This is a genomic window from Cellulosimicrobium sp. NPDC055967 (genome assembly GCF_042269845.1).
Classification (GTDB): domain Bacteria; phylum Actinomycetota; class Actinomycetes; order Actinomycetales; family Cellulomonadaceae; genus Cellulosimicrobium.
On record NZ_JBHJYJ010000011.1, the window covers coordinates 28,152 to 53,144 of the forward strand.

Sequence of the window (24,993 nt, forward strand, 5' to 3'; positions counted from 1 at the left end):
TGAGGGCGGCCGCGCGGCTCACAGGAGCCGGCGCGAGCCCGGGTGCGTGACGCGCAGCCAGCGGTAGCCGTAGCCGTCGAGCCGGACCTCGGCGGTCCCGTCGGGTTCCGGCTCGACGTCGTCCGCGTCGAGCAGGTCGACGAGGCGCGCCTCCGGCGGCAGGTCGCCGAGCGCGAGCCGGACCACGACCGGGTCCGGGGACAGGTTGTGGACGGTGACCATCGACGCCTCCTGCCACGTGCTGCGCAGCGCGAGGACCGACGGCACCGCCTGGTCGAGCACGTCGACGTCGCCCCAGCCGAGCTCGGGGCACTCGCGGTACCGGTGCGCGAGGAGGCGCACGAACATCAGCAGCGAGTCCGGGTCGCGCCGCTGGTCCGCGACGTTGACGTGCTCGGGTGCGTAGCCGTCCGTGGGCACCGGGCCGGCGAGCCGCCGCGCGGGGGCGCGCGAGAACCCTCCGTTGCGGCCCGACGACCACTGCATCGGGGTCCGCACGGCGAGCCGTCCGTCCGCGGCGAGGTTCTCGCCCATGCCGATCTCCTCGCCGTAGAAGAGGACCGGCGTCCCCGGGAGCGCGAAGAGCAGCGAGTACACCATCCGGACGCGGCGCGGGTCGCCGCCCAGCATGGGCGGGAGCCGACGGCGCAGCCCCCGCCCGTAGAGCTGCATGTCCTCCTCGGGCCCGAACGCGGCGAAGACCTCCTGGCGCTCGTCGTCGGAGAGCTTGTCGAGCGTCAGCTCGTCGTGGTTGCGCACGAACGTCGCCCACTGCGCGTCGTGCGGGATCGGGGGGCGCGCGGAGAGCGACGCGGCGAGCGGGCCGGCGTCGTGCCGCGCGAGGGACAGGTACAGCGCCTGCATGCCGTTGAAGTCGAACTGGAGCGTCAGCTCGGAGCTCGACGGTCCGGACTCGCTCCCGTCGCCCTCCCCGTCGTCGCCGAAGTACAGGCGCTGCTCCTCGAACGACAGGTTGACCTCGCCCATGAGGATCGAGTCCCCGGTGCGGCGCGAGAGGAACGAGCGCAGGGCGCGCAGGAAGTCGTGCGGGTCCTCGATCTCGTCCGACGGGTTCGCCGCCGCGTCCCCGAGGAAGAACGGGACGGCGTCGACCCGGAACCCCGACAGGCCGAGCTGGACCCAGTAGCCCATCGTCTTCGCGATCGCGTCCCGGACGAGCGGGTTCGCCGTGTTGAGGTCCGGCATGTGGCGGTAGAAGCGGTGCCGGTACCACTCGCCGGTGCGCTCGTCCTTGGTCCAGATGCCCTCCTCCTGGTCGGGGAAGATCACCTGGTCCTTCGTGGGCGGCGGCTCGTCGGCGCGCCACACGTAGAAGTCGCGGTACGGGTTGTCCGTGCTGGCGCGCGAGGCCTTGAACCACGGGTGCCGGTCGGACGTGTGGTTGACCACGAGGTCGGCGATGACCCGGATGCCGCGGTCGTGAGCCGTCCGGATCAGCTCGACCAGGTCCCCGACGTCGCCGAGCCGCGGGTCGACCGCGAGGAAGTCGGTGATGTCGTAGCCGTCGTCGCGGTCGGCGGTCGGGTAGAACGGCATGAGCCACAGGCAGGTGACCCCGAGGTCGGCGAGGTGGTCGAGGCGCTGGACGAGCCCGGCGAAGTCGCCCACGCCGTCGTCGTCCCAGTCCATGAACGTCTCGACGTCGAGGCAGTAGATCACCGCGTTCTTCCACCACAGGTCGCCGGTGTCGCTGATCCTCATGCCGCACCTCCCTCGGTCGTCGCTGTCGCCGACCGCAGGAGCGGCAGCAGCGTCGCCCCCGCCGCGTCGAGGAACGCGTCCTGCTGCTGCCCCACGTGGTGCAGGTACACCTCGTCGAACCCACAGGCCGCGAGCTCGGCGACGCGGTCCGCGAAGCGCTCGGCGTCGTGCTCGACGAGGACCGTCCCGCGCACCTCCTCCGGACGCACGAGGTCCGCGACCGCGTCGAACTGCTCGGGGGTCTCGAGGTGCCAGCTCACGCTCGGCGGCAGCAGGTTGGAGCGCCACTGGTCGTGCGCGACGGCGAACGCGGCCGCGTCGTCGTCGCCCCACGCGACGTGGACCTGCACGGCGAGCGGACCCCGGCCGCCCGCGTCGCGGTACGCGCCGACGACGCGGCGCAGCGACTCGACCGGCTGGTTGACCGTCACGAGACCGTCGGCCCAGTCCGCGTGGCGGCGCGCCGTCGCCGGGGTGACGGCCGGGCCCACGAGGCGCGGGACGACGTCGGGCAGCGACCACACGCGCGCACGGTCCACGGTGACGTGGCCGCGGTGCGTGACCTCCTCGCCCGCGAGCAGCGCGCGGATGACGTCCACGCACTCGCGCAGGCGATCGTCCCGGTCGTCCTTGGGGGGCCACGGGTCGCCCGTGACGTGCTCGTTCATCGCCTCGCCGGAGCCGAGCGCGGCCCAGAACCGGCCGGGGAACATCGCACCGAGCGTCGCGATCGCCTGCGCGACCACCGCGGGGTGGTAGCGCTGGCCGGGCGCCGTGACGACGCCGAACGGCAGGTCGGTGCTGGCGAGCGCGGCGCCGAGCCAGGACCAGGAGTGGCCCGACTCGCCCTGCCGCACGCTCCAGGGCGCGAGGTGGTCGGAGCACATCGCGGCGTCGAACCCCACCTCCTGGGCACGACGCGCGGCACCCAGCAGAGGGCCCGGGGCGATCTGCTCGTGGGACGCGTGAAAACCGAGGGAGACCATGGCGCCAGTGAACCGAGGCTCCGCCGGACACGCTCGGCGAGGAGGGGGACCGGTGGAGGCATCGTGCGTGTTCGACAGGAGGCGCCCCGCCTCGGGACGGCCCTCGTACGCTGACGCGATGCGCCTGCTGACCTGGACGTTCGTCGCCTACCTCGCCGCGGTCCTCGTCGTGACCCTGTGGCCGTCGCCGCAGTCCACCGACGCGCCGGGCTGGGCCACGGCGACCCTCGGGTTCCTCCAGGGCCTCGGCGTCCCGATCACGCTGCCTGTGCTCGAGGCGCTCGCGAACGTCGTGATGTTCGGCCCCTTCGGCCTGCTCGGGGTGCCGCTCCTGCGCGGTGCGACCGCCCGACGCCGCGGCGCGCCACCGGGCGTGTGGCGCGCCGTCGGGGTCGTGACGCTCGCGGGCGGTGCGCTGTCGGTCGCGATCGAGCTGACCCAGAACCTCCTGCCCGGCCGCGTCCCGACCGTCCAGGACGTCGTCATGAACACCGCCGGCGCCCTCCTCGGGTCGCTGCTCGTGGCGGTCGTGCTGCTCGCCGTGGCATCCCGTCGTCCCCGCGCACGGGCCGGGTCGCCGAACAGGTGATCTCGGGGCCCTGAGCAGGCGGTCCAGGTCCGTCAGCTGCTCCTGACGAGCCGGTACCACCTGGTCGGCGCCCCGGAGTGCGGGATGTCAGCCGGCGGTGGTCCCGTCGACGTAGTACCAGCGGTCGCCCTCGCGCACGAACCGGCTGACCTCGTGGAGCCGACCGCGGTCGGAGCGGTCCGCGCGCGACCGGTGGTACGCGGCGAACTCGACGACGCCCGTGGTGTCGAACGGGCCGCCGGCCTCCGTGCGCAGGACGTCGAGGCGGCGCCACTCGAGGTCGTCGTCGAGGTCGAGGTCGGCCGGCCGGGTGGACGCGTGCCAGGTCGCGCGCAGGTAGTCGGCGTCGCCGACGGCGAACGCGCTGTAGCGCGAGCGCATGAGCGCCTCCGCGGTCGGGGCGTACGGGCCCGGTGCCGCGCCGTCCGGACCTGGTCGCAGGCCCGCATGGTAGCGGCCGCAGCACGCCTCGTAGGCGTCGCCGGACAGGCAGGGGCATCGGACGGCGTCGGCGGTCGGGTGCGTGCTCATGCCGCCGAACCTACCGCCGCCCCGGGCGGGGCTCGTCGGACGCGACCGTGGCCCGCCCCGGGTCGGGACGGGCCACGGTCACCTGCGCGGGACGGGTGGTCAGCAGGACAGGTTCGCGCCCGTCGTCGTGCCGAGGATCTGCGCGAAGCGCTGGAACGCGGTGATGCGCGACTGCACCTGCGCCGGGTTGCCGCCGTTGCACTCGAGAGAGCCGTTGATGGAACGGATCGTCTCGCCGAAGCCGGCGCCGTTGACGATCGCCTGGTGGCCGGTCATCGTGCCCGGCCCGGACTGCGTGTTCCAGTACCACAGGCCCGTCTTCCAGGCGACGGCCGAGTTCTGCTCCACGAGGTAGGGGTTGTTGAGCAGGTCGATGCCGAGCGCGTCACCGGCCGCCTTGTAGTTGTAGTTCCAGCTGAGCTGGATCGGGCCCTTGCCGTAGTACGCGCTCTGGCCCGCGGGGCAGCCGTACGGCTGCGAGGCGTCGCAGTAGTGCGGGTAGTTCGCGGTGTTGATCTCCTTGATGTGCACGAGCCCACCGGTCTCGTGGTTGATGTTCGCGAGGAACGCCGCCGCCTCGCGCTTGGCGACCTGGTCGCCGCCCGTCGTCGCGAAGGCGGGGTAGGCCGACAGCGCGTCGACCAGACCCTGGTACGTGTAGAACGCGTTCCGGTTTGGGAACATCTGGTTGAACTGCGCCTCGGACACGACGAAGGCACCGGGCGTGCCGGGGTCCGTCGGGTCGGTCGGGTCGGTCGGCCCCCCTCCGCCGCAGGCGCCCTGGGTGCGCCAGACGCCCCACTCGCCGGTGGTGCCGGGCGTCTCGCCCTGCGTCCACCAGCCGGCCTTCCAGTTCTGGCCGCCGTGCGAGACGACGGCGCCGCCCAGGTAGACGGCGCCGGAGCTCCACGCGGGGGCGCAGGTCGCGGCGTGCGCCTGCTGCGCCGGGCCGGCGACCGCCCAGGAGAGCGCTCCCACGAGCGTGAGAAGAACGGCGAGAAGCAGGGCGAGGGGACGGGACGCGGGCCGCTGGGCGACCGCGGCGGCCGCCGCGGGGGAGGACGACGCCGGAGCTCGGGTGTGCATCGGTGCACCTTTCGTCGATGGTCGGGTCGGGTCGAGCCTGGTGCGGCGTCGCCACGATGGACAACCCCCGTACGCGGAACCCCGTACCCGTGGGAGGCGCGAGGCGGGGCCTCGGTCCCGCGAGGTAGAGCCGACCGAAGGTCCCCCTCGGTGCGAGGGCGTGCCGAGGGGTTGACGTCCGGGCGGGGCGGGTGCGAGAGTGTGCGCAACCCGGAAACGTTTCCAAGGCTGTCGAGGTCGTCAGTCTGGAAACGTTTCCAGAACGGTCCTTCGACGACGAGGTGGACGACAGTGACGTCATCACGCGCCACGCTGATCCAGGTGGCACAGCGGGCCGGGGTCTCCCTGGCCTCGACCTCCCGCGCCCTGCACGGGACGGGCGCGAGCCCGGCGATGGTCGAGCGCGTGCGCGCCGCGGCCACCGAGCTCGGCTACAGCCCGGACGCGATCGGGCGCTCGCTGCGCCTGAAGAAGACGTTCCAGGTCGCGTTCGCCGTCGCCGACATCGGCAACCCCGTCTACGTCGAGATGATGACGGCGATCCACGAGGTCCTGGCGCCGCACGGATACCGCGTCGTCGTCATGACGACGGGGGACACCACGCGGTCGACCGTCGAGCTCGTGCGCAGCCTGTCGAGCGGGTTCGTCGACGCCATGATCCTCAGCCCGCTGCGCACCGACGACGAGCTCGTCGAGGAGATCCGGCAGGCACCCGTGCCCGTCGTCGTCATCGGTCGCACCCTCGCTGACCGCGGCATCGACTCCGTGTCCACCGACTCCGCGGGCGGCATCGGCGAGGCCGTGCGCCACCTGCTCGGCCTCGGCCGCCGCCGGATCGCGTTCCTCAACGGGCCGCTCGACACCACGCCCGGTGAGGCGCGGCAGCGCGGCTTCGACGCCGCGACGCACGCCGACGACTTCACGGGCGAGCGCGCCGACGCCGTCGTCGCGGCGGACTTCACCGTCGCGGCGGGTCTCGCGGCCACGCTCGCGCTCCTCGACGGGACCGACGACGGCACGCGCCCGGACGCGATCGTCGCGGCCAACGACCTGCTCGCCATCGGCGCGATCCGGGCCGTGCGCGAGCGCGGGCTGTCGGTCCCCGAGGACGTCGCGGTGACCGGCATGGACGACACCGAGATCGGCCGGGTGTTCCAGCCCAGCCTCACGAGCGTCTCGCTCGGCTCGACCGAGCGCGGGCGGGTCGCCGCGGAGCTCGTCGTCGACCTCGTGGACGGCGACGCGCAGGCCGGGCGGCACACCGCCGTCGGGCCGCGCCTCGTCGTGCGCGAGTCGACCGCCGCGAGAGAGGGGTCTCGATGAGCGCGCCGACCCTCGCGGGCGACCCGCACGCCGCCGCGGCCCGCCGACCGGACCGCGGCACGCCGCGCCGGACCGGCGGCATGGCGCGCGCCAAGCGGCGCGAGGCGATCGCGCTCGTCATGCCGTCGCTCCTGCCGATCCTCGTGCTGAGCGTCGCGCCGCTCGTCATGGGCGTGGCCCTGGCGTTCACCGACGCGCGGCTCGTGCGCCACCCGGACTACCAGTTCGTGGGCGTCGACAACTTCGTGCGCCTCGCGGACAACTCGTTCTTCTGGGACTCGTTCCGCATCGGCATGATCTGGGCCGTCTCGGTGACGCTGCTCCAGCTCGTCGCGGCGATGGGCCTCGCGCTGCTGCTCAACTCGGGGCTGCGGCTCCAGGGGCTGACGCGCGTCCTGGCCCTCATCCCGTGGGCGATGCCGCCGGTCGTCGTGGCGATCATGTGGCAGATGATCTACTCGCCCAACGCCGGGCCGCTCAACGCGTTCCTCGGCGCCCTCGGGCTCCCGGACGACATCAACTGGCTCGCGGACTTCTCCACCGCGCTGCCCGCGGTGATCGTCGTCGGGGTGTGGGTCGGCATGCCGCAGACCACCGTGACGCTGCTCGCCGGGCTCCAGCAGATCCCGGACGAGCTCCACGAGGCCGCCGCGATGGACGGCGCGGGCGCGTGGCGCCGCTTCACCGCGGTGACGCTCCCGAGCCTGCGGCCGATCATCACGTCGATCACGTCGCTGAACTTCATCTGGAACTTCAACTCGTTCTCGCTGGTCTACGTGCTCACCGAGGGCGGGCCGGGCGGCCGGACCATGCTGCCGATGCTCTTCACCTACCTGGAGGCGTTCAAGAACCGGAACATCGGCTACGCCGCCGCGATGGGCGTGGTCCTGGTGATCGTCGTCGTCCTCCTGCTCGCGATCTACCTGCGGTCGCAGTTCCGCTCCGAGAAGGAGAGCTGACCCGTGCGCGCACTCGTCCGCCCGGCCCAGTACGTGGCCCTGGCGTTCTACATCCTCTTCCTCGGCTTCCCGCTCCTGTGGCTCATCTCGGCGTCGCTCAAGTCGTCGGGCGAGCTCAACTCGCTCACCGTGAGCCTGATCCCGCAGGACTTCCACTGGGAGAACTACTCCCAGGCACTCTCGCGCCAGGGGCTCGTGCGCTCGGCGTGGAACAGCGCGATCGTCGCGGTGGTCTCGACGATGCTCGTCATCGTCATCGCGCTGCCCGCGTCGTACGTGCTCGCGCGCCTGCGGGGCAAGATCCGCGCGGCGGGCGTCGGCTGGATCCTGGTGAGCCAGGTGTTCCCGGTGATCCTCATCATCCTGCCGCTGTTCCTCATCCTGCGGACCATCGGCCTCACGGACTCGCTCGTCGGGCTCACGCTCGTCCACACCACGTACACCCTGCCGTTCGCGCTGTGGATGATGCAGGGCTACGTCTCCGCGATCCCGGTGGACCTCGAGGAGGCGGGCTCCATGGACGGCGCGAGCCGGTTCACCGTGCTCCGCACGATCGTCTTCCCGCTGCTCATGCCGGGCATCGTCGCGACGGCGATGTTCAGCTTCGTCTCGTCGTGGAACGAGTTCTTCTTCGCGCTCGTCCTGCTCCAGTCGCCCGAGAACTACACGCTGCCCATCACGCTGAAGATGTTCATCGGGGGCGAGGGCAAGGTGGCGCTCGGCCCCCTCGCCGCGGGCTCCGTGCTCGCGGCCATCCCCAGCATCGTCTTCTTCTCGATCATGCAGAAGAAGCTCACCGGCGGTCTGCTGTCCGGCGCCGTGAAGGGGTGACCCCCATGTACCCCTGCAACACCCCCACCCGAAAGGTAGAACCATGAAGACTCGTGGTGCGTCCATCGCCGCATGCCTCACGATCACGACCCTGCTCGTCGCCTCCTGCTCGAGCGGGGGCGGCAGCGGGGACGACGGCGCCGACGGCGGCCCGGTGACCCTGAAGTTCCAGTCGCTGTCCGACCAGCCGGCCGCCATCGAGGCGACCGAGAAGATCGTCGCGGACTGGAACGAGGCCAACCCCGACGTCCAGGTCGAGATCGTGCCCGCGGGCTGGGACGGGATCTACGACAAGCTCATCACCCAGTTCAACGGCGGCGCCGCGCCGGACATCATCCACTACGAGGCCGCGAGCATCGTGCCCTTCGCCGTGGACGGCTACCTCGCCGACCTGTCGGAGTACATGTCGGACGAGAGGCGCGCCGACATCCCCGAGGGCATCCTCGACGCCGTGACGGTGGACGACCAGGTCATCGCCTACCCGACCGAGCTGCAGTCCTACATGGTGTTCGCCAACAAGACGATGCTCGAGGCCGCCGGCGTCGAGATCCCGACCGGCGAGACCATGACGTGGGACGAGCTGCGCGAGATCTCGAAGGCCACGACGAAGGACGGCGCGTACGGGCTCGGGTGGGGGCTCGCGAGCCCGACGGCCGCGTTCATGGCGATGGCCCCCGGCTTCGGCGGCCAGTACTTCGAGGGCACCGGTGCCGACGCGAGCATCACGATCGGCGAGGGCGAGATGGCCCTGCCGGAGCTCGTCGACGAGATGGCGCACACCGACAACACGGTGCTGCCGGTGACGCTCACGCAGTCCGGCTCGGAGACGCTCGCGTCGTTCTACGCGGGCCAGGTCGCGATGACGATCCAGGGCTCGTTCCAGGCCGCGAACATCGCCAACGACGCCCCCGAGGGCTTCGACTGGGTCGTGCTGCCGCCGCTCGAGGGCCCCGACGGCGCCGAGCAGGCCGCCAACCCGCAGACGCTGTCGGTGAACATCGACTCCGAGCACGTCGAGGAGTCCGCGGAGTTCATCGAGTTCTTCACCGACACGGAGAACCTCGCCGCGCTCAACGAGGCGGACGCGCTCATCCCCGCGACGACGTCGGCCCAGGAGGCCATGGCGGCGTCGCTCGGCGACGAGAACGGCTGGTCGACGATCCTCTCGTCCGGCCAGTTCCTCACGTCCGCGCCGTACCTGTTCGTCGACGCGTACGCGCAGTGGAAGGACACGGTCGCGACGCCCGCGTACCAGAAGTTCCTCGCCCAGGAGATCGACGCCGACCAGCTCGCGACCGAGCTCGAGGCCGGCTGGGACGAGATCACCAAGTAGCAGGACAAGCGGCGGGGCGGTCGACGGACGACCGCCCCGCCGGGAACCGCGGCCCGCACGGGTCGCACCGGGCGCGACCCGCGCCGAGAGAGATCGACAGGGAGTGGACCGTGACCTGGCTGGACGACCGAGCGGTGGCAGTGATCACCGGAGCGGCGGTGGGGGACGCGCTGGGGGGCGCCACCGAGGGCTGGACCCCCGAGCAGATCGAGGAGCGCCACGGGGGGCGCGTGACGGGGATCGTGGAGCCCTGGTATCCCAACTGGCAGGACGCGCGTCCGATCGCGCCCTACCACAAGGGTGACGGGCACATCACGGACGACACCCTCATGACGCGCGCGCTCGTGGAGGTGTACGCGAAGCGGCGCGAGCACCTCGACGCGTACGCGATGGCCGAGGACCTCGTGCCGCTCATGATCGGCGAGCCGCGCTGGATCCCGGAGCTCGAGTCGACCGCGCTGCTGCTGCAGCGCGTGTTCCTGGCCGAGAAGTGGATCGTCGCGCGCCTGCACTACGGGCACGTGGACCCGCGCGAGGCGGGCGTGGGGAACGTCGTCAACTGCGGCGCCGCGATGTACGTGGCGCCCGTCGGCCTCGCCAACGCGGGCGACCCGCGCGGCGCGTACGCCGAGGCGATCGACCTCACGGGCGCGCACCAGTCGAGCTACGGCCGCGAGGCCGCGGGCGTGTTCGCGGCCATGGTCGCCGCGTCCGTCGCGCCCGGGGCGACGGTCGACGACGTCGTGCACGCCGCGCTCGACGTCGCCCACGACGGCACCGCCGCGGCGCTCCGGGCCGTCGTCGACGCGTTCGACGGCTGGACGACGGCGCCCACGACCGACGACGAGGAGCGCGCGCTCGCGCGGCTCGTCCGGGAGACGGTGGCCCCGTTCGACTCGGTCGGGCCCGCGTACCGGCAGATGTCGATGGACGCGCGGCGCCCGTCGCGCACCAAGTCCATCGAGGAGCTGCCCGCGGCGCTCGGGTTCGTGCTCGGGCACCGCGGCGACTTCCGCGGCGCCGTGCTCGGCGCCGTGAACTACGGGCGCGACGCCGACTCGATCGCCGTCATGGCCGGTGCCGTGTGCGCCGGGCTGGGCGGGACCGCCGTCGTGCCGGACGAGTGGCTCGACGCGATCGAGGACGCGAGCCGCATGGACATCCGGGAGACGGGTCGCCTCATGGCGTCCGCGGCGGCGGACATCCTCCGCTCCGACCGTGAGCGCGCCACGTCGCGCCTGCGCGCGCTCGCCGAGCTCGGCGGCGCGTCCGTGGACGGGAGCGGGCGCAGCGTGCCCGACGGCGCGGCGCAGCCCGCGCGGGCGGGTGACCCGGCGTGAGGCTCACCTGGGCCCAGCCCGAGGACCTGCTCGCGCACGAGCTCGTCCAGGCGACGGCGGAGGGCAAGGACCCCGCGTCCCTCGCCGACGTGCGCGAGCGCTGGACCGCCGCGGGCGGCGACGCCGTCCCCGCCGTGAGCGGTGCCGGCCCGGTTCCCGCGACCCCGGCGCTGCGCGCGCTCGCGCGCGACCTGCTCGTCGAGCTGGACGCGCTGCCCGCGGCGCCCGCGCCGCACGAGCCCGACGACTGGGACGCGATCCTCGCCACGCTCCCGGCGGCGCCCGGCCTGCCGACCCGCCCGGGCGCCGTCGGGTCCCCCGACGCCACGGCCGCCGGCGCGGCGACCGGAACCGCCGCGGCCGCCGACGCCGCGTACGCGGACCGCGTGCTCGGCGCGTGGACCGGGCGCGCGGCGGGCTGCCTGCTGGGCAAGCCCGTGGAGAAGATCCCGCGCGCCGGGATCGAGGAGATCCTGCGCGCCACGGGCCGGTGGCCGCTCGACCGCTGGTTCACCGCCGTCGGGCTGCCCGACGACGTCGCCGCGCGCTGGCCGTGGAACCGCCGCAGCGCGCCGACGTCGCTCGAGGAGAACATCGACGGGATGCCGGAGGACGACGACCTCAACTACCCGATCCTCGCGCTGGCCCTGCTGGAGCGGCACGGGCGCGGGTTCACGACGGACGACGTCGCGCAGCTCTGGCTCGACGCGCTGCCCGCGGGTCGCGTGTTCACGGCCGAGCGCGCCGCGTACCGCAACATCCTGGACGCGCGGCCGGTGCCGGAGACGGCGACGCACCACAACCCGTTCCGGGAGTGGATCGGCGCGCTCATCCGCACGGACGTGCTCGGCTGGGTCTCGCCGGGCGACGTGCGCGAGGCCGCTCGCCTCGCGTGGACGGACGCGCGCCTGAGCCACACGCGCAACGGCGTGTACGGGGCGATGTGGGCGGCCGCGCTCGCGTCGGCGGCCATGGTCTGCGAGACGGCGGACGAGGTGCTCGACGCGGCGGACGCCGTCGTGCCGCCGGGCAGCCGACTGGCCGCGGCGATCCGGCTCGGCCGCGACGCGGGTCGCGACGGCGACGCGTCCGAGGCGGGCGTGCGCGCCGGGCTCGACACGATCCACGCCGCGTACGGGGACCTGCACTGGGTGCACGTGCTCAACAACGCCGCGGTGATCGCCTACGCGCTCACCGCGGGGCGCGGCGCGGACGGCCGCGGCGACTTCGGCGCGAGCGTCGCGATCGCCGTCACCGCGGGCTGGGACACCGACTCGGCGGGGGCGACGGTCGGCGGCGTGGTGGGTGCGCTGCAGGGCGTCGACGGGATCGGGGAGCAGTGGACCCGTCCGCTCGACGGCCACGTCGCGACCTCGCTGCCCGGCGGCGAGCAGAGGATCGTGGACCTCGCGGCGCGGACGGTCGCGCTCGCGCCGGTCCCGGTCATGCTGGCCGGGGGAGCCGTGCAGAGTTCCACGGAGGAGGCACGGGCATGAGCACGACGGCGGGCGGGGAGCAGGGCGCCACGGCCCCGGGCGGGTCCGGACGGGTCGTGGTGGTCGGGTCGGCGAACGTCGACCTCGTCGTCGACGTGCCGCGGCACCCCGGCGGCGGCGAGACCATCCTCGGCGGCGAGCTGCGGCGCAACTCCGGCGGCAAGGGCGCGAACCAGGCGGTCGGCGCTGCGCGCGCGGGCGGCGCCGACACGACGTTCGTCGGCGCCCTCGGGCACGACGACGCGGCCGACCTGCTGCTGGCGTCGCTCGACCGCGGCGGCGTGCGGACGGACCTCGTGGAGCGCGTCGACGTCCCGACCGGGACGGCCCTCATCACCGTCTCGCCCGACGGCGAGAACGCGATCGTCGTCGCTCCGGGTGCGAACTCGCACGTGACGGTCGCCGCGGCGCAGGCCGAGCGGATCGCCGCGGCGGACGTCGTGCTCGCGCAGCTCGAGATCCCGCTCGACGTCGTGCGCGCCGCCGCGGCCGCGCGTCGCCCCGGCGCGCTGCTGGTGCTCAACGCGGCGCCGTCGCGCGACCTGCCGGACGACGTCTGGGACGCCATCGACGTGCTCGTCGTCAACGAGCACGAAGCGGCGGACCTCGCCGGGGTCGCCCTCCGTGCCGCGTCACGTACCGAAGAAGACGTGCAAGGCGTCGAGGACGCTCCGGGCCCCGACGGGGCGACGGCGGGCGACGTCGACCCCGAGGCCCTCGCCGGGCTCCTGATCGAGCGGGTGCCGGCCGTCGTCGTGACGCTCGGCGGCCGGGGCAGCCTGGTGCTCGAGCGGCTGCCCGGCGGCAAGCTGCTCAGCGGCGTCCCCGCGATCCCCGTCGACGCCGTCGACACGACCGGCGCGGGCGACACGTTCTGCGGCGTCCTCGCCGCGGCGCTCGCGCGCGGCGACGACCTGCCCGACGCCGCGCGGCTCGCCGCCGCGGCGGGCGCGCTCGCCGTGACCCGGCCGGGGGCGCAGGACGCCGTGCCGGACGGGGCGGACGTCGTCGCGCTCGCGCGCCGGGTCGAGAGCCTCACCTGATCGCCCTGAGCCAGTTCACCGCACGACCGAGCGCGGGCCCGCCCGCCGAGGGAAAGGCACCATGACGTACACGTTCGACCCGCTCGTCCCGCGACCGATCGACCTGCCGACCGAGGTCGCGCTCGACGGGCCGCTCACGCCCGAGCAGTCGCTCGCGCTCGACGAGGCGAAGATCTTCGTCGGCCCGGTCGACCCCGCCGACCGTCCGGCCTGGCGCGAGCGCCTCGCCGCGTGGCGCGACGACGCCCGCCGCCGCCACGGGTACACCGGTGCCGCGTACGACCGCCCGGACGCCGCGTGGGCTGCCGGGTGCTCGACGGTCGCGCAGGTGTGGCTGTGGGACGAGCTGCTGTACTCGTTCGAGGAGCACCGGTTCACGCCGGAGCGGTTCCTCGCCGACGCGCGCGAGAGGTTCGGCGGCCTCGACGCCGTCGTGCTGTGGCACGCGTACCCCGTCATCGGGATCGACGACCGCAACCAGTGGGACTTCTACCGCGACGTCCCGGGCATCGTCGACCTCGTGCGGACGTTCCACGACGCGGGCCTGCACGTGTTCGTCGACTACAACCCGTGGGACGTCGGCACGCGCCGCGGCGACGACGACCTCACCGAGCTCGCCGCCGTCGTGCGCGACCTCGGCGCCGACGGCGTCTTCCTCGACACGCTGAAGAAGGCCGAGCCGGAGCTCGTCGCGCGGCTCGAGGCCGCGCGGCCCGGCGTCGTCCTGGAGGGCGAGTCCAAGCTTCCGGTCGAGCGCATCGAGGACCACTCGTCGTCGTGGGCGCAGTTCTTCGCCGACTCGCCCGTGCCCGGCGTGCTGCGCGCGCACTGGTACGAGCGCCGCCACATGCAGCACCACGTGCGCCGCTGGCACCGCGACCACTCCGAGGAGCTCCAGTCCGCGTGGCTCAACGGCGTGGGCGTCATGGTGTGGGAGGTCGTGTTCGGGGTGTGGGTCGGCTGGTCGCGGCGCGACGCCGCGACGGTCAAGCGCCTCGTCACGGTCCAGCGTGCCGCGCGGCAGCTGCTGCTGGAGGGGGAGTGGACGCCCCTCACCGAGCTCGCCCCCGAGGCGGAGGAGGCCGGGGTCTACGCGTCGCGCTGGGACCTCGACGGCGTCACCCTGTGGACGCTGGTCAACCGAGGCGCCTCGGACTACGCCGGCCCCCTCCTCCCGCCCGACCACCCCTCCCGTCGAACCCTGGATCCCTCCTCGGCCGGGGCCGTCGGTGGGGAGGAACCCCGGGCTCGGCGCGACGTGCGGGTGCCGGGGCGGGGGATCGCCGCCGTGCTGCACGTGGTCGACGGCGCCGGGGAGCCCGACTGGCTGCCGCACCTGCGCGACGTGGTCGTCTCTCTCGACACGTCCGCGCCCCACGACCCCGACGCGCGGTTCCCGCACCGGGTCGCGCGACGCCTCGCGCCGAGCGGCGAGGTCGGGCTGGGGACGGCCGGGGTGACGGACCCGGCCGGGGCGAGCGCCGCCGTCGGGCAGGGCGGGACCGGGGCGACGGGTGTGCCCGGGCCGGGCGCCGTCGTCGTCCCCGCGGGGCCGTACGCGCTGACCGTCCGGTACCGGGCGCGCGAGACCGGGATGTACCAGGGCGCGCCGTACGTGGACGAGTGGAAGCCGCTGCCGCCGCGCCTGCACGACGCGCGGACCCTCCAGCGCGACGGCGAGCTCGCCGCCCCGGTCGCGGTCGGGAACGACGTGACGAACGCGGAGCTCGCGGAGTTCCTCGCGGCCACCGGGTACGAGCCCGTGGTCGCGCACCGCTTCCTCGCGCACTGGAAGGACGGCCGTCCCGTGCCCGGCACGGAGGACGAGCCCGTGACCTTCGTCGACCTCGACGACGCGCGGGCGTACTGCGCGTGGCGCGGCGGCCGCCTGCCCACCGAGGACGAGTGGCAGCTCGCGGCCGAGCAGCCCGGCTGGACGCGCGGCGAGCCCGTCGTGTGGAGCTGGACGGGCTCCGAGCACTCCGACGGCCGCACGCGGTTCGTCATGCTCAAGGGCGGCAGCGACTACCGCGCCGAGGGCTCCGACTGGTACGTCGAGGGCGGGCGCCACGCGGCGGACTACGCGGTCAAGCTCCTCGTCCCCGGCCTGGGGCTCGCGCGCGGCGCGACCGTCGGGTTCCGCTGCGCGTGGGACCTCGCCGCCGACCAGCCCGCCGAGGAGGTGACGGCATGACGGACGCACCGCGCGTCTCGCGCGACCCGGCCGCGGGCGCGCTCGCGGGCCTGCGCGTCGTCGACGCGTCGACGCTGTTCGCCGGGCCCATGGCGGCGATGCACCTCGGTGACCTGGGCGCCGACGTCGTCAAGGTCGAGCACCCGACGAAGCCCGACCCGTCACGCACGCACGGCGCGGCGAAGGACGGCGTGAACCTGTGGTGGAAGACGCTCGGGCGCAACAAGCGCACCGTCACCGCGAACCTCGGCAGCCCGGGCGGGCGCGAGGTGTTCCTCGCGCTCGTCGCCGACGCGGACGTCGTCGTCGAGAACTTCCGGCCCGGCACGCTCGAGCGCTGGGGCCTCGGCTACGACGAGCTGTCCGCGCGCAACCCGCGGCTCGTGCTCGCGCGCGTGAGCGGGTTCGGGCAGGTCGGGCCGTACCGCACCCGCCCCGGGTTCGGCACGCTCGCCGAGGCGATGAGCGGGTTCGCCGCGATGACCGGCGAGCCCGACGGCCCGCCGACCCTCCCGCCGTTCGGGCTCGCCGACGGCGTCGCGTCGCTCGCGACCGCGTTCGCCGTCATGGTCGCGCTGTCGACGCGCGAGCGCACCGGGCACGGGCAGGTCGTCGACACGGCGATCATCGAGCCCATCCTCGCGATGCTCGGGCCGCAGATCACGCGCTGGGACCAGCTCCGCACCGTGCAGCCGCGCACCGGCAACCGGTCCGCGAACAACGCGCCGCGCAACACCTACCGCACGCGCGACGGGCAGTGGGTCGCGGTGTCGACGTCGGCGCAGTCCATCGCCGAGCGCGTCATGCGCCTCGTCGGGCGCCCTGAGATCGTCGACGAGCCGTGGTTCGCGAGCGGCGTCGAGCGCGCGCAGCACGCCGACCTGCTCGACGAGGCCGTCGGCGGCTGGATCGCGCAGCGCACGCGCGACGAGGTCGTGGCCGCGTTCGAGGAGGCGCAGGCCGCCGTCGCGCCGATCTACGACGCCCAGGACATCGTCGACGACCCGCAGCTCCGCGCGCTCGGCACGATCCACGAGATCGAGGACCCCGAGCTCGGGCCGATGCTCATGCAGGGCCCGCTGTTCCGGATGTCCGAGAACGACGGCGTCATCCGCTTCACGGGCCGCCCGCACGGCGCCGACACCGACGCCGTGCTGGGCGAGCTCGGGTTCGCGCCCGAGCGCGTCGCGGAGCTCCGGGCGGAGGGCGCCATATGAGTGCGGGCGCCCGGTCGGGTCCAGGAACCGGGTCCGGGTCGGGAGACCGGCGCGCGTCCCGGGCCGGTGCGCCGCCGTTGACCTTGCTGTACGTGCCCGCGGACCGGCCCGACCGGGTCGCGAAGGCGCTCGCGTCCGCGGCCGACGTCGTGCTCGTCGACCTCGAGGACGCCGTCGCCCCCGCGCGCAAGGACGAGGCGCGGGGGAACGCCGTCGGGCTGCTGGACGAGGCCGCCGCCGCGCGCGGGGTCCAGGTGCGCGTCAACCACCCCGCGACGCCGTGGCACGCCGACGACGTCGCAGCCCTCGCCGGGCTGCCGCCCACCGTCGGGGCGCGCGTGCCGAAGGTCGAGTCCGCCGACGAGGTGCGGGCGCTCGCGGCGGCGCTCCCCGGGCGGGCGCTGCACCTGCTGGTCGAGTCGGCGCTCGGCGTCGAGCGGGCGTTCGAGCTCGCGACGGCGTCGCCGCAGGTCGCGTCGCTCGGGCTCGGCGAGGCCGACCTACGCTCCGACCTGCGGGTCGACGACGAGGCCGGGCTCGCGTGGGCGCGCAGCCGGGTCGTCGTCGCGGCCCGGGCGGCGGGGCTCCCGTCGCCCGCGATGTCCGCGTACACGCACGTGCGCGACCTCGACGGGCTCGCGGCGTCGTGCGCGGCGGGTCGGGCGCTCGGGTTCTGCGGCCGCACCGCGATCCACCCCGGGCAGCTCGACACGATCCGCGACGCGTTCCTGCCGACGCCCGACGAGGTGGACCGCGCGCGCGAGGTGGTGGAGCGCGTGGGCGACGCCGCGGCGTCGGGCACGGGCGTCGTCGCCCTCGCGGACGGCACGTTCCTCGACGTCGCGATGGTCGAGCGCGCGCGCACCGTGCTGGCCCTGGCGGACCGCCGCCCACCCGGATAGCGCCCGGCGCCGAGCACGACCCTGCCCGCGGTCGAACACGACATGAAGGTCGCTTTCAGCCCGATAACGACCCTCATGTCGTGTTCGACCGCGGACGAGGGGTAGGGGGAGGGGGCAGCACATTCACGGATCTCGACGAGGAGAACACGATGGACGCAGCACCACGAGACCCGGCGCAGCGCGGGTCGGCACCACGGCCGGGCCGACGGCTGGGGACGACGGCGGTCGGGACGGCGCTGGCCCTCGCCGTCGGGCTGGGCGGGCTGGGGCTCGCGCTGCCCGCGACGGCGGCGGAGCAGGGCACGGTCGAGGCGGGGCGGGTCGCGGACTCCGCGGCCGGGCCGATCGACTACACGGTCTACCTGCCGCCCGGCTACGACGACGCGGAGCAGGAGTACCCGACGCTCTACCTGCTGCACGGCCGTGGCGACACGCAGGCCGCGTGGCAGCAGGTCACGGGCGACCTCGACGAGCTCATCGGGGCGGGCGAGATCCAACCGATGGTCGTCGTCATGCCCGACGCGCCGTGGAACGACCGCGGCTCCTGGTACACGGACTCGCTCTATACCGGGGACGCGACGGGCGCCGGCGCCGGAACCGCCGTCGAGACGGCGTTCACGCGCGACCTCGTCGCGCACGTCGACGCGACCTACCGCACGGTCGAGGACCGCGAGGCGCGCGCCGTCGGCGGGTACTCCATGGGTGGTGCGGGCGCGCTGCGGTTCACGCTCGCGCACCAGGACACGTTCTCCGCGGGCATCGTGCTGAGCCCCGCGGTGTACGTGCCGCAGCCGCCCGCGGACTCCTCCGCGCGGGACTACGGCGCGTACGGCGTCGACACCGCGCCGTTCGACGCCGACCGGTACACCGAGCTGTCCTACCCGACCGCGCTCGCGACGCTCGACCCGGCGCTCCCGGTGCACCTGTTCGTCGCCGTCGGCGACGACGAGTGGGCCAACCCCGACCCCGCCGAGGCCACGCACGACATCGACTTCGAGTCCGCGCGCCTCTACAACCAGGCGCGCCGCGTCCCGGGCGTGACGGCCGAGCTGCGCGTGCTCGACGGCGGCCACGACTGGGAGGTCTGGCGGCCCGCGTTCCGCGAGGGGGTCGTCGACGTCTCGGCGCGCCTGCGCACCACGCCCGCCGCGCCGTGGGACGCCGAGCTCCTCGGCTCCGCGGGCGACGACCGCGCGGGCGGGGTCGCCGCCCTGCCCGACGGCGGGACCGCCGTCGCGCTGAACCTCGCCGCCGCGTGGGACGGGTACGAGCCCGCGGGCGGGCTCGACTCGGTCGTCGTGCGGCGCGACGCCGACGGCGCGGAGGTCTGGCGGCACGCGGTCGCGACGGCCGCGGACGACCGCGCGTACGGCGTCGTGCCGGGCGCCGACGGCGTGGTGCTCGTCGCCGGGTACACGAAGGGCGACCTCGACGGCGAGCACGCCGGGGCGTCGCGCGACGACGGGTTCGTCGCGGCCGTGACCGCCGACGGCGACCGTGCGTGGACGCTGCAGACCGGCGACCCGGGGGCGGCCGACCGCTTCTACGCGGTCGCGTCCGACGGCGCGGGCGGCGCCTACGTCGCCGGGTACACGAGCGGCGCGGTGGGCGACGCCCCGAGCGCGGGGGACAAGGACGCGCTGGTCGGGCGGGTCTCCGCGGCGGGCGAGCTGCTGTGGTTGCGCCAGGTGGGCGGGCCCGGCGAGGACAAGGCGCTCGCGGTCGCGGCGTCGCCCGACGGCGCAGTGTACGTGGGCGGGGTGTCGGGCGGCGGGATGCCCGGGGCCGAGCACGCGGGCGCGAACGACGGCTGGGTCGCGCGCTACGCCGCGGACGGCGAGCAGGAGTGGCTGCGCGCCGTCGCGACGAGCGAGAACGACCAGGTCAGCGGTCTCGTCGCGCGCTCGGACGGGTCGGTCGTGGCGGTCGGGCACACGCGCGGGACGCTCGGCGAGGCCGGGAACCTCGGGGACAACGACGTCGTGGTGCGGGCGCTCGATCCCGCGGGCGAGGTCCTGTGGACGACGCAGGTCGGCACGTCGACCGACGACCGCGGCGTGACGGGCGTGCTCGGCGCCGACGACGCGGTGCTCGTCGTCGGCACGACGTACGGCGCGCTGGGCACGGCCGTCGGCGGGGTGGATGTCGTGACGCTGCCCGTCGCTGCCGACGGCACGCCTGGCGAGGCGACGCAGTCCGGCACGCGCGAGCGCGACGGTGCGGACGAGTGGGACGACGCGAACCTGTTCGCGGCCTCGGTCCCGGCGTCCTCCGCACCGGGGTCGGGTACGTCGACCGACCCGACCGACCCGACCGACCGGACCGACCCGGCCGACCCGGCCGACCCGGCCGACCCGGCCGGCGCGACCGGCGAGGGAGCCGCGCTGCTCACCGGGCTCACGTACGGCGCGCCCGCGGGCGCGACCAACGCGGGTGCCGGGGACGTGTTCGTCGCGCGCGTGCCGTGGGACGCCGTCGTGCCGGGCGGGGGTACGGGCCCGGCGCTCGACGTCACCGCTCAGGCACGGTGCCTCGCCGGCAAGGCCTACGTCGCGGTGCGCGCGACGAGCACCGCGGACGCACCGGTCGACGTCGAGCTCGCCACGCCGTACGGCTCACGCGTCGTCGCGGACGTCGCGCCGGGGACGAGCGCCTACCAGTCGTTCCCGACCCGGACCGCGACCGTCCCCGCCGGGGAGGCGACCGCGACCGCGGGCGGCCGCACCGCCGTCGTCCCGTACGACGCGCTCACCTGCGCCTGACCGCTGCTGCTGACGACGGCCGGGCGCCACATTCGGCGCACCGGCCGCCGAGCACGACCCTGCGCGCTGCCGAGCACGACGTTGCCGTCGTTATCCGGGCGATAACGACAGCAACGTCGTGCTCGGCGCGGCGGGGAGGGGCGGGCGGGGGCAGGTCTTCAGCAGGTGAGGTGGTCGCCCGTCGTGGTGCCGACGATCTCGACGTAGTGGCGGAAGAGGCGGACGCGGTTGTTCATCTGGCGGGGGTTGCCGCCCTCGCACTCGAGCGGGCCGTTGATGGACCGGATCGTCTCGGCGAAGCCGTGCTCGCCCACGATCGCGTCGTGGCACGTCATCGACGCCGTGCCGGGCCGGGTGTTCCAGTACCAGAGCGCCGTCTGCCACGCGACGGTCGGGTCCTGCTCGACGAGCCACGGGTCGGCCAGGAGGTCGATCCCCAGCGCCTCGCCGGCCGCGCGGTAGTTGAAGTTCCAGGAGAGCTGGAGCGGGCCGCGACCGTAGTACGCGTCCTGCCCGGCCGGGCACCCGTACGGCTGCGACGGGTCGCAGTAGTGCGGGTAGTTCGCGGTGTTCACCTCCACCACGTGGACCAGCCCGTGCGTCTCGTGGCTCACGTTCGCGAGGAACGCCGCCGCCTCGCGCCGGGCGACGCGGTCGCCGCCCGTCGTCGCGAACTCCGGGTACGCGGCCGTCGCGGCGACGAGCCCGGCGTACGTGTAGAACGGGCTCCGCTCGGGGAACATCGCCTCGAACTGCTGCTCGGTCACGACGAACGTCGGCAGGGTGGCGGCGGTCGGCGTCGGGTCGGTCATGGGTCCCCCTCGTCGGGTCGGCGTGGGCGCGGCGTCGCGCCCCGACCCACCCTAGGCGATTCGTGAGGAGACCTGCGTAACCCCGTGCCGGCCGGCGGTTGACCCGGACGCGCGGCGGGTCCAGCCTGGCGGGAGGGGCCGGCGTCGGTCCGGCCCGGTCAGGAGCCGGTCATGGACGACCGCGACGCCGCCCTCCTGCGGGCGCACGAGCACGCCGCGGCGTGGCTCGACTCCCTCACGACGCGGCCGGTCCCGCCGCAGGCGACCGTCGGCGACGTCGTCGCCGCGCTGGGCACCGAGCTGCCGGACGGCCCGACGACGGCTGCGGACGTCGTCGACCTGCTCGCCACCGCGTGCGGTCCCGGCCTCACGGCCATGCCGTCCGGCCGCTTCTACGGCATGGTCATCGGCGGCAGCCACCCCGCGGCGCTCGCGGCCGACTGGCTCACGAGCGCGTGGGACCAGAACTCGGCGCTGCGCACCGTGACGCCCGCGCACACCGCCGTCGAGGACGTGACGAGCGCGTGGCTGCTCGACCTGCTCGGCCTGCCCGCCACGGGGGCGGTCGGGTTCGTCACCGGAGCGACGACCGCGAACTTCACGGCGCTCGCGGCGGCGCGCGGCGAGGTCCTGCGGCGCGCGGGGTGGGACGTGCGTCGCGACGGGCTGACGGGCGCCCCGCGCGTCCGCGTGCTCGTGGGCGCCGAGCGGCACGAGTCGGTCGACCTCGCGCTGTCCTACCTCGGGCTCGGCGCGCCCGAGGTCGTGGCCGCGGACGACCAGGGCCGCATCTCGGTCGCCGCGCTCGACGAGGCGCTGACGGACCAGGTCTCTACCTCGTGGGACCGGGCCTCTACCTCGCAGGACCGGGCCTCTACCTCGGTGGACCAGGGCTCTACCTCGGTGGACCTGGGCTCTACCTCGCGAGACCAGGGCTCTGCCTCGCGGGAGGCGCCGGACGGCCCGACGATCGTCGTGCTGCAGGCGGGGAACGTGCACTCGGGGGCGTTCGACCCGTTCGGCGCGGCCGTCGAGGTGGCGCACCGGCACGGCGCATGGGTGCACGTCGACGGCGCGTTCGGGCTGTTCGCCGCGGCGTCGCCGTCGTACCGCCACCTCGTCGCGGGGTACGAGGGCGCGGACTCCTGGGCGACCGACGCGCACAAGACGCTCAACGTCCCGTACGACTGCGGGCTCGCGATCGTCGCGGACCCCGCGCCGCTGCGCGCGGCGATGGGGATGCACGGCGACTACCTCATCCAGAGCGACACGGGCGACCCGCTCGACAAGGTGCCCGAGCTCTCGCGCCGCGGGCGCGCGTTCCCCGTGTGGGCGGTGCTGCGCGCCCTCGGGCGCTCCGGCGTCGCGGACCTCGTGGACGGCTTCTGCCGCCACGCGACCGCGTTCGCCGCGGGCATGCGGGCGCTCGACGGCGCGGTCGTGCTCAACGACGTCGTCTTCACCCAGGTGTGCGCCGCGTTCGGGGACGACGCGCGCACCCAGGACGTCGTGCGCCGCGTCCTCGACGACGGCACCGCCTGGATGTCCGGGTCACGGTGGCACGACCGCGCGGTGCTGCGCGTGTCGGTGAGCTCGTGGGCGACGACGGACGACGACGTCCGCGTGAGCCTCGACGCCCTGCGCCGTGCGGCGTCGTCGGGCTGAGACCGGGCACCGACGTCGCGGCCCGGTCCGCCTGACCAGCCCGGCCCGCCCGGCCCGGCTCGGCCGGACCGCGGGCGCGGCGCCTACACTCGCTGCCGTGCCGACCGCCGAGGACCTCGCCGCCGCCGTCCGTGCGCGTGCCGAGGGGACGCCCTACCGGATCGTCCATGAGCGCCCGGACGGGTTCGAGCTGAGGTTCGACCGCCCGGACGTGGCGTGGTGGCAGATCTTCTCGCACAGCTACTACGCGACGCTCGTCACGCACGAGGTGCGCGTCCTGTCGGACGGCGTGCGGGTCGAGCTCACCGACGTCGTGCGGCGCACCCACTGGGCGCTCGACGCCGACGGGCGGTTCGTCGAGCCCGAGCGGGGCTGGGTGCGCTCCGTCGCGCGCGGCGACGTCCGCTCGACGTTCACCGCCTCGGTCGTCGACGAGGGGTCGGGGGCGCGGACGCGCGTCCTCTTCGACACGGCGGCCGGGCGCCGGATCGTCACCGAGGCGGCCCAGGGCCTCGGCATGAGCGTCGGCGCCTCGGCCGGGTCCCGCGCCGCGACGATCGTCGGTCTCGTGGCGGCGGGCGTCGGGCTGGCCGTCGCGCTCGGCGCGGTGGTCCTCGCGCTCACCGTCGGCCGGGGCTGACGGCCGAGCCACGAACGTGCGGGCACGACGCGGCCCGGCCGTCCCCGCCGTCGCGGGGGCGCCCGGGCCGAGCGGCGGGCCGGTCAGCGGCGGTCCGCCGCCGTCAGCGGCCCCGGTGCTTGCCGAGGTCGACGCGCACGAGGTGCCCGTCGGGCGGAGTCGTCTCGTCCGCGGGCAGCACGTTCGTCGTCGCGAGCAGGCCCTTGCCGTCCCACTCGAGACCTGCGGGCAGCGGGACCTCGACGACCGTGCTCGGGCCGCGCTTGCCGACCTGCGAGATCTTGCCGCCGAACAGCTCGCTCACGTAGACCGTGCCCCGGTCCGTCACGGCGAGGTTCGTCGCGCCCACGAACCCGGAGCCGAGCTGGTGCACCTTCCCCTTCCACGGGTCCACGGTGTAGACGGCGCCGCGCGCGCCGAGGCTCGCGTCCTCGGGCCCGCCGGGGAGCGTCGTCACGTAGAGCACGCCGCGCGGGCCCACCTCGACGTCCGTGGGGACGGGCTCGAACCAGTAGGTCTCGCCGACGGTGCAGTCGGGCCACCCGACGGCCGCCGCGGCCTCCGCCGTGACCACCGCGGGCTGGGCCGGGAGGACGGCCACGGTGCGGACCTTCCCGCGGTCGCTGATCGACAGGATCGCGTTCGCGCCCGCGTCGGCGACGTACGTGGTGCCGCGCGACGTGGTCGTCGCGTACGGGTGGGAGTCCGCGATCCCCGTGTACAGGCCCGGGATGGGCATCGGGGGGACCTGCGCGACGCAGGCCGGGTCGGTCTCGCGCAGGCCGTACGTCACGCCGGCGTCGGGGTTGTTCGCCTGCTCGAACGCGAACGTGTCCGCGAGGACGCGGGGCGTGCCCGTCGGGTTCCCCCAGCGGTCGGTGCGCAGCGTCGAGACCTCCGACGCGACCGGCCCCTCCTCGCCGAGCTGCGTCTCGGTGAACGTGATGCGGCGGTCGTCGTAGGAGACGCCGCCCACCTCGCCGCCGTCCGGCGACGCGTAGAGCACGCTCGGCGTGCCGTCGCGCCCGACCGCCGTGAGCAGGCCGGGGAAGTTCTGGGTGACGTACGTCGTGCCGCGCGGTCCGACCGCGAGGCTGAGCGGGGTGACGAGCCCGGTCGCGACGTCGGTCACGGTGGGCGGGCGCGGGTCGTGCCTGCCGCCGTGCGCGACGGCGGGGCTCGCGACGAGCACGAGGGCGGCGGTCGCGGCGGCGACGCCTGCGGGCAGGGTGGTGCGCAGTCTTCTCATGGATGCTCCAGGTCCGGCGGTCCCGGGCGCGCGAGGGATCGTGTCAGGGCGGCGTGCTGCCGGGCAGCACGCGCGCACGACGCGCCGGGGACGTGGGTGGGGTGGTCGTCGGGCCGGACGACGTGGCGCGCCCCGGGTGTGCCGCTGGCGTGCCGTGCGACCGACGAGGCGCCGGCCGGGAGTCTGCTGTGCGTCGGCGGTGAGCACAGACCTCCGAGTGTGCACCCGGCGACGGTCCTGGTCCAGGACCGTCGCCCCGGGCGACGGACGCCCGGGGCGACGGGGGCGAACAGGTGGGCCGCTGGGACGAGGA

At 74.7% G+C, this 24,993-nt stretch carries 20 protein-coding genes; 14 read left to right on the top strand and 6 right to left on the bottom strand.

The features are described 5' to 3' along the window. Nucleotides 1-18: 18 nt before the first annotated feature. Together ACFC2L_RS14465 and ACFC2L_RS14470 are read right to left on the bottom strand one after the other, a co-directional pair. The gene (locus ACFC2L_RS14465) at nucleotides 19-1,722 is read right to left on the bottom strand and encodes an alpha-amylase family protein (RefSeq protein WP_375824981.1); all 1,704 of its coding nucleotides are present in this window, start codon (nucleotides 1,720-1,722) and stop codon (nucleotides 19-21) included. Then, nucleotides 1,719-2,708, bottom strand: a complete 990-nt coding sequence (locus ACFC2L_RS14470; protein WP_375824982.1) for a TIGR03885 family FMN-dependent LLM class oxidoreductase — start codon at nucleotides 2,706-2,708, stop codon at nucleotides 1,719-1,721. The genes ACFC2L_RS14465 and ACFC2L_RS14470 overlap by 4 nt, the downstream gene beginning before the upstream one ends. Nucleotides 2,709-2,826: 118 nt before the next feature. Here ACFC2L_RS14470 and ACFC2L_RS14475 point away from each other — a divergent pair, with 118 nt between their 5' ends. Beyond that, nucleotides 2,827-3,297, top strand: coding sequence for a VanZ family protein (locus ACFC2L_RS14475; RefSeq protein ID WP_375824983.1), 471 nt, complete (start codon nucleotides 2,827-2,829; stop codon nucleotides 3,295-3,297). A gap of 87 nt (nucleotides 3,298-3,384) precedes the next feature. On the opposite strand, the gene ACFC2L_RS14480 is transcribed toward ACFC2L_RS14475, so the two are convergent. Both ACFC2L_RS14480 and ACFC2L_RS14485 read right to left on the bottom strand, forming a co-directional pair. Next, on the bottom strand, nucleotides 3,385-3,828 hold the full coding sequence (locus ACFC2L_RS14480) for a YchJ family protein (protein ID WP_375824984.1): 444 nt from the start codon (nucleotides 3,826-3,828) through the stop codon (nucleotides 3,385-3,387). Between the two features lie 99 nt (nucleotides 3,829-3,927). Next, on the bottom strand, nucleotides 3,928-4,914 hold the full coding sequence (locus ACFC2L_RS14485) for a glycoside hydrolase family 19 protein (protein WP_375824985.1): 987 nt from the start codon (nucleotides 4,912-4,914) through the stop codon (nucleotides 3,928-3,930). Between the two features lie 291 nt (nucleotides 4,915-5,205). On the opposite strand from ACFC2L_RS14485, the gene ACFC2L_RS14490 reads away from it, so the two are divergent. The 11 genes from ACFC2L_RS14490 to ACFC2L_RS14540 all read left to right on the top strand — a co-directional run bounded on the left by ACFC2L_RS14490 (nucleotide 5,206) and on the right by ACFC2L_RS14540 (nucleotide 20,314). Further along, nucleotides 5,206-6,237 (top strand): LacI family DNA-binding transcriptional regulator, encoded by a 1,032-nt coding sequence (locus ACFC2L_RS14490; protein WP_375824986.1) that lies wholly within the window; start codon nucleotides 5,206-5,208, stop codon nucleotides 6,235-6,237. Next, nucleotides 6,234-7,196 carry a carbohydrate ABC transporter permease gene (locus ACFC2L_RS14495; protein ID WP_375824987.1) on the top strand — a complete coding sequence of 321 codons (963 nt, stop codon included), beginning with the start codon at nucleotides 6,234-6,236 and terminating at the stop codon, nucleotides 7,194-7,196. Before ACFC2L_RS14490 ends, ACFC2L_RS14495 begins: the two co-directional genes overlap by 4 nt. Before the next feature lie 3 nt (nucleotides 7,197-7,199). Beyond that, nucleotides 7,200-8,027 (top strand): carbohydrate ABC transporter permease, encoded by an 828-nt coding sequence (locus ACFC2L_RS14500; RefSeq protein WP_353708173.1) that lies wholly within the window; start codon nucleotides 7,200-7,202, stop codon nucleotides 8,025-8,027. A gap of 43 nt (nucleotides 8,028-8,070) precedes the next feature. Further along, a complete protein-coding gene (locus ACFC2L_RS14505; RefSeq protein WP_375824988.1) occupies nucleotides 8,071-9,360 on the top strand; it encodes an ABC transporter substrate-binding protein in 1,290 nt (429 codons plus the stop codon). Between the two features lie 134 nt (nucleotides 9,361-9,494). After that, nucleotides 9,495-10,700 (top strand): ADP-ribosylglycohydrolase family protein, encoded by a 1,206-nt coding sequence (locus ACFC2L_RS14510; protein ID WP_375824989.1) that lies wholly within the window; start codon nucleotides 9,495-9,497, stop codon nucleotides 10,698-10,700. Then, nucleotides 10,697-12,196, top strand: coding sequence for an ADP-ribosylglycohydrolase family protein (locus ACFC2L_RS14515; RefSeq protein WP_375824990.1), 1,500 nt, complete (start codon nucleotides 10,697-10,699; stop codon nucleotides 12,194-12,196). Before ACFC2L_RS14510 ends, ACFC2L_RS14515 begins: the two co-directional genes overlap by 4 nt. Next, nucleotides 12,193-13,239 (top strand): ribokinase, encoded by a 1,047-nt coding sequence (locus ACFC2L_RS14520; RefSeq protein ID WP_375824991.1) that lies wholly within the window; start codon nucleotides 12,193-12,195, stop codon nucleotides 13,237-13,239. The genes ACFC2L_RS14515 and ACFC2L_RS14520 overlap by 4 nt, the downstream gene beginning before the upstream one ends. A 61-nt stretch (nucleotides 13,240-13,300) precedes the next feature. Continuing rightward, the gene (locus ACFC2L_RS14525) at nucleotides 13,301-15,433 is read left to right on the top strand and encodes an SUMF1/EgtB/PvdO family nonheme iron enzyme (RefSeq protein WP_375824992.1); all 2,133 of its coding nucleotides are present in this window, start codon (nucleotides 13,301-13,303) and stop codon (nucleotides 15,431-15,433) included. Further along, nucleotides 15,430-16,650, top strand: coding sequence for a CaiB/BaiF CoA transferase family protein (locus tag ACFC2L_RS14530; protein ID WP_375824993.1), 1,221 nt, complete (start codon nucleotides 15,430-15,432; stop codon nucleotides 16,648-16,650). Before ACFC2L_RS14525 ends, ACFC2L_RS14530 begins: the two co-directional genes overlap by 4 nt. 92 nt (nucleotides 16,651-16,742) lie before the next feature. Continuing rightward, the gene (locus tag ACFC2L_RS14535; RefSeq protein WP_375824994.1) at nucleotides 16,743-17,552 is read left to right on the top strand and encodes an HpcH/HpaI aldolase/citrate lyase family protein; all 810 of its coding nucleotides are present in this window, start codon (nucleotides 16,743-16,745) and stop codon (nucleotides 17,550-17,552) included. A 149-nt stretch (nucleotides 17,553-17,701) separates the two neighbouring features. Further along, nucleotides 17,702-20,314 carry an alpha/beta hydrolase-fold protein gene (locus tag ACFC2L_RS14540; protein ID WP_375824995.1) on the top strand — a complete coding sequence of 871 codons (2,613 nt, stop codon included), beginning with the start codon at nucleotides 17,702-17,704 and terminating at the stop codon, nucleotides 20,312-20,314. Between the two features lie 158 nt (nucleotides 20,315-20,472). Here ACFC2L_RS14540 and ACFC2L_RS14545 read toward each other — a convergent pair whose 3' ends face one another. Then, a complete protein-coding gene (locus ACFC2L_RS14545; protein WP_375824996.1) occupies nucleotides 20,473-21,126 on the bottom strand; it encodes a chitinase in 654 nt (217 codons plus the stop codon). Between the two features lie 171 nt (nucleotides 21,127-21,297). Between ACFC2L_RS14545 and ACFC2L_RS14550 the strand changes: the two genes are divergently transcribed. Together ACFC2L_RS14550 and ACFC2L_RS14555 are read left to right on the top strand one after the other, a co-directional pair. Next, nucleotides 21,298-22,791, top strand: a complete 1,494-nt coding sequence (locus ACFC2L_RS14550; RefSeq protein WP_375824997.1) for a pyridoxal phosphate-dependent decarboxylase family protein — start codon at nucleotides 21,298-21,300, stop codon at nucleotides 22,789-22,791. A 97-nt stretch (nucleotides 22,792-22,888) separates the two neighbouring features. Next, nucleotides 22,889-23,431, top strand: coding sequence for a hypothetical protein (locus ACFC2L_RS14555; protein ID WP_375824998.1), 543 nt, complete (start codon nucleotides 22,889-22,891; stop codon nucleotides 23,429-23,431). A gap of 103 nt (nucleotides 23,432-23,534) precedes the next feature. On the opposite strand, the gene ACFC2L_RS14560 is transcribed toward ACFC2L_RS14555, so the two are convergent. After that, entirely contained in the window at nucleotides 23,535-24,680 is a 1,146-nt protein-coding gene (locus ACFC2L_RS14560; RefSeq protein WP_375824999.1) for a ScyD/ScyE family protein, read from the bottom strand. Nucleotides 24,681-24,993 lie beyond the last annotated feature (313 nt).

Bases quoted from the DNA above. Each gene is read 5' to 3' on its own strand.
- ACFC2L_RS14465 (WP_375824981.1), bottom strand. From the start codon at position 1,722: ATGAGGATCAGCGACACCGGCGACCTGTGGTGGAAGAACGCGGTGATC.
- ACFC2L_RS14470 (WP_375824982.1), bottom strand. From the start codon at position 2,708: ATGGTCTCCCTCGGTTTTCACGCGTCCCACGAGCAGATCGCCCCGGGC.
- ACFC2L_RS14475 (WP_375824983.1), top strand. From the start codon at position 2,827: ATGCGCCTGCTGACCTGGACGTTCGTCGCCTACCTCGCCGCGGTCCTC.
- ACFC2L_RS14480 (WP_375824984.1), bottom strand. From the start codon at position 3,828: ATGAGCACGCACCCGACCGCCGACGCCGTCCGATGCCCCTGCCTGTCC.
- ACFC2L_RS14485 (WP_375824985.1), bottom strand. From the start codon at position 4,914: ATGCACACCCGAGCTCCGGCGTCGTCCTCCCCCGCGGCGGCCGCCGCG.
- ACFC2L_RS14495 (WP_375824987.1), top strand. From the start codon at position 6,234: ATGAGCGCGCCGACCCTCGCGGGCGACCCGCACGCCGCCGCGGCCCGC.
- ACFC2L_RS14505 (WP_375824988.1), top strand. From the start codon at position 8,071: ATGAAGACTCGTGGTGCGTCCATCGCCGCATGCCTCACGATCACGACC.
- ACFC2L_RS14520 (WP_375824991.1), top strand. From the start codon at position 12,193: ATGAGCACGACGGCGGGCGGGGAGCAGGGCGCCACGGCCCCGGGCGGG.
- ACFC2L_RS14525 (WP_375824992.1), top strand. From the start codon at position 13,301: ATGACGTACACGTTCGACCCGCTCGTCCCGCGACCGATCGACCTGCCG.
- ACFC2L_RS14530 (WP_375824993.1), top strand. From the start codon at position 15,430: ATGACGGACGCACCGCGCGTCTCGCGCGACCCGGCCGCGGGCGCGCTC.
- ACFC2L_RS14540 (WP_375824995.1), top strand. From the start codon at position 17,702: ATGGACGCAGCACCACGAGACCCGGCGCAGCGCGGGTCGGCACCACGG.
- ACFC2L_RS14545 (WP_375824996.1), bottom strand. From the start codon at position 21,126: ATGACCGACCCGACGCCGACCGCCGCCACCCTGCCGACGTTCGTCGTG.
- ACFC2L_RS14550 (WP_375824997.1), top strand. From the start codon at position 21,298: ATGGACGACCGCGACGCCGCCCTCCTGCGGGCGCACGAGCACGCCGCG.
- ACFC2L_RS14560 (WP_375824999.1), bottom strand. From the start codon at position 24,680: ATGAGAAGACTGCGCACCACCCTGCCCGCAGGCGTCGCCGCCGCGACC.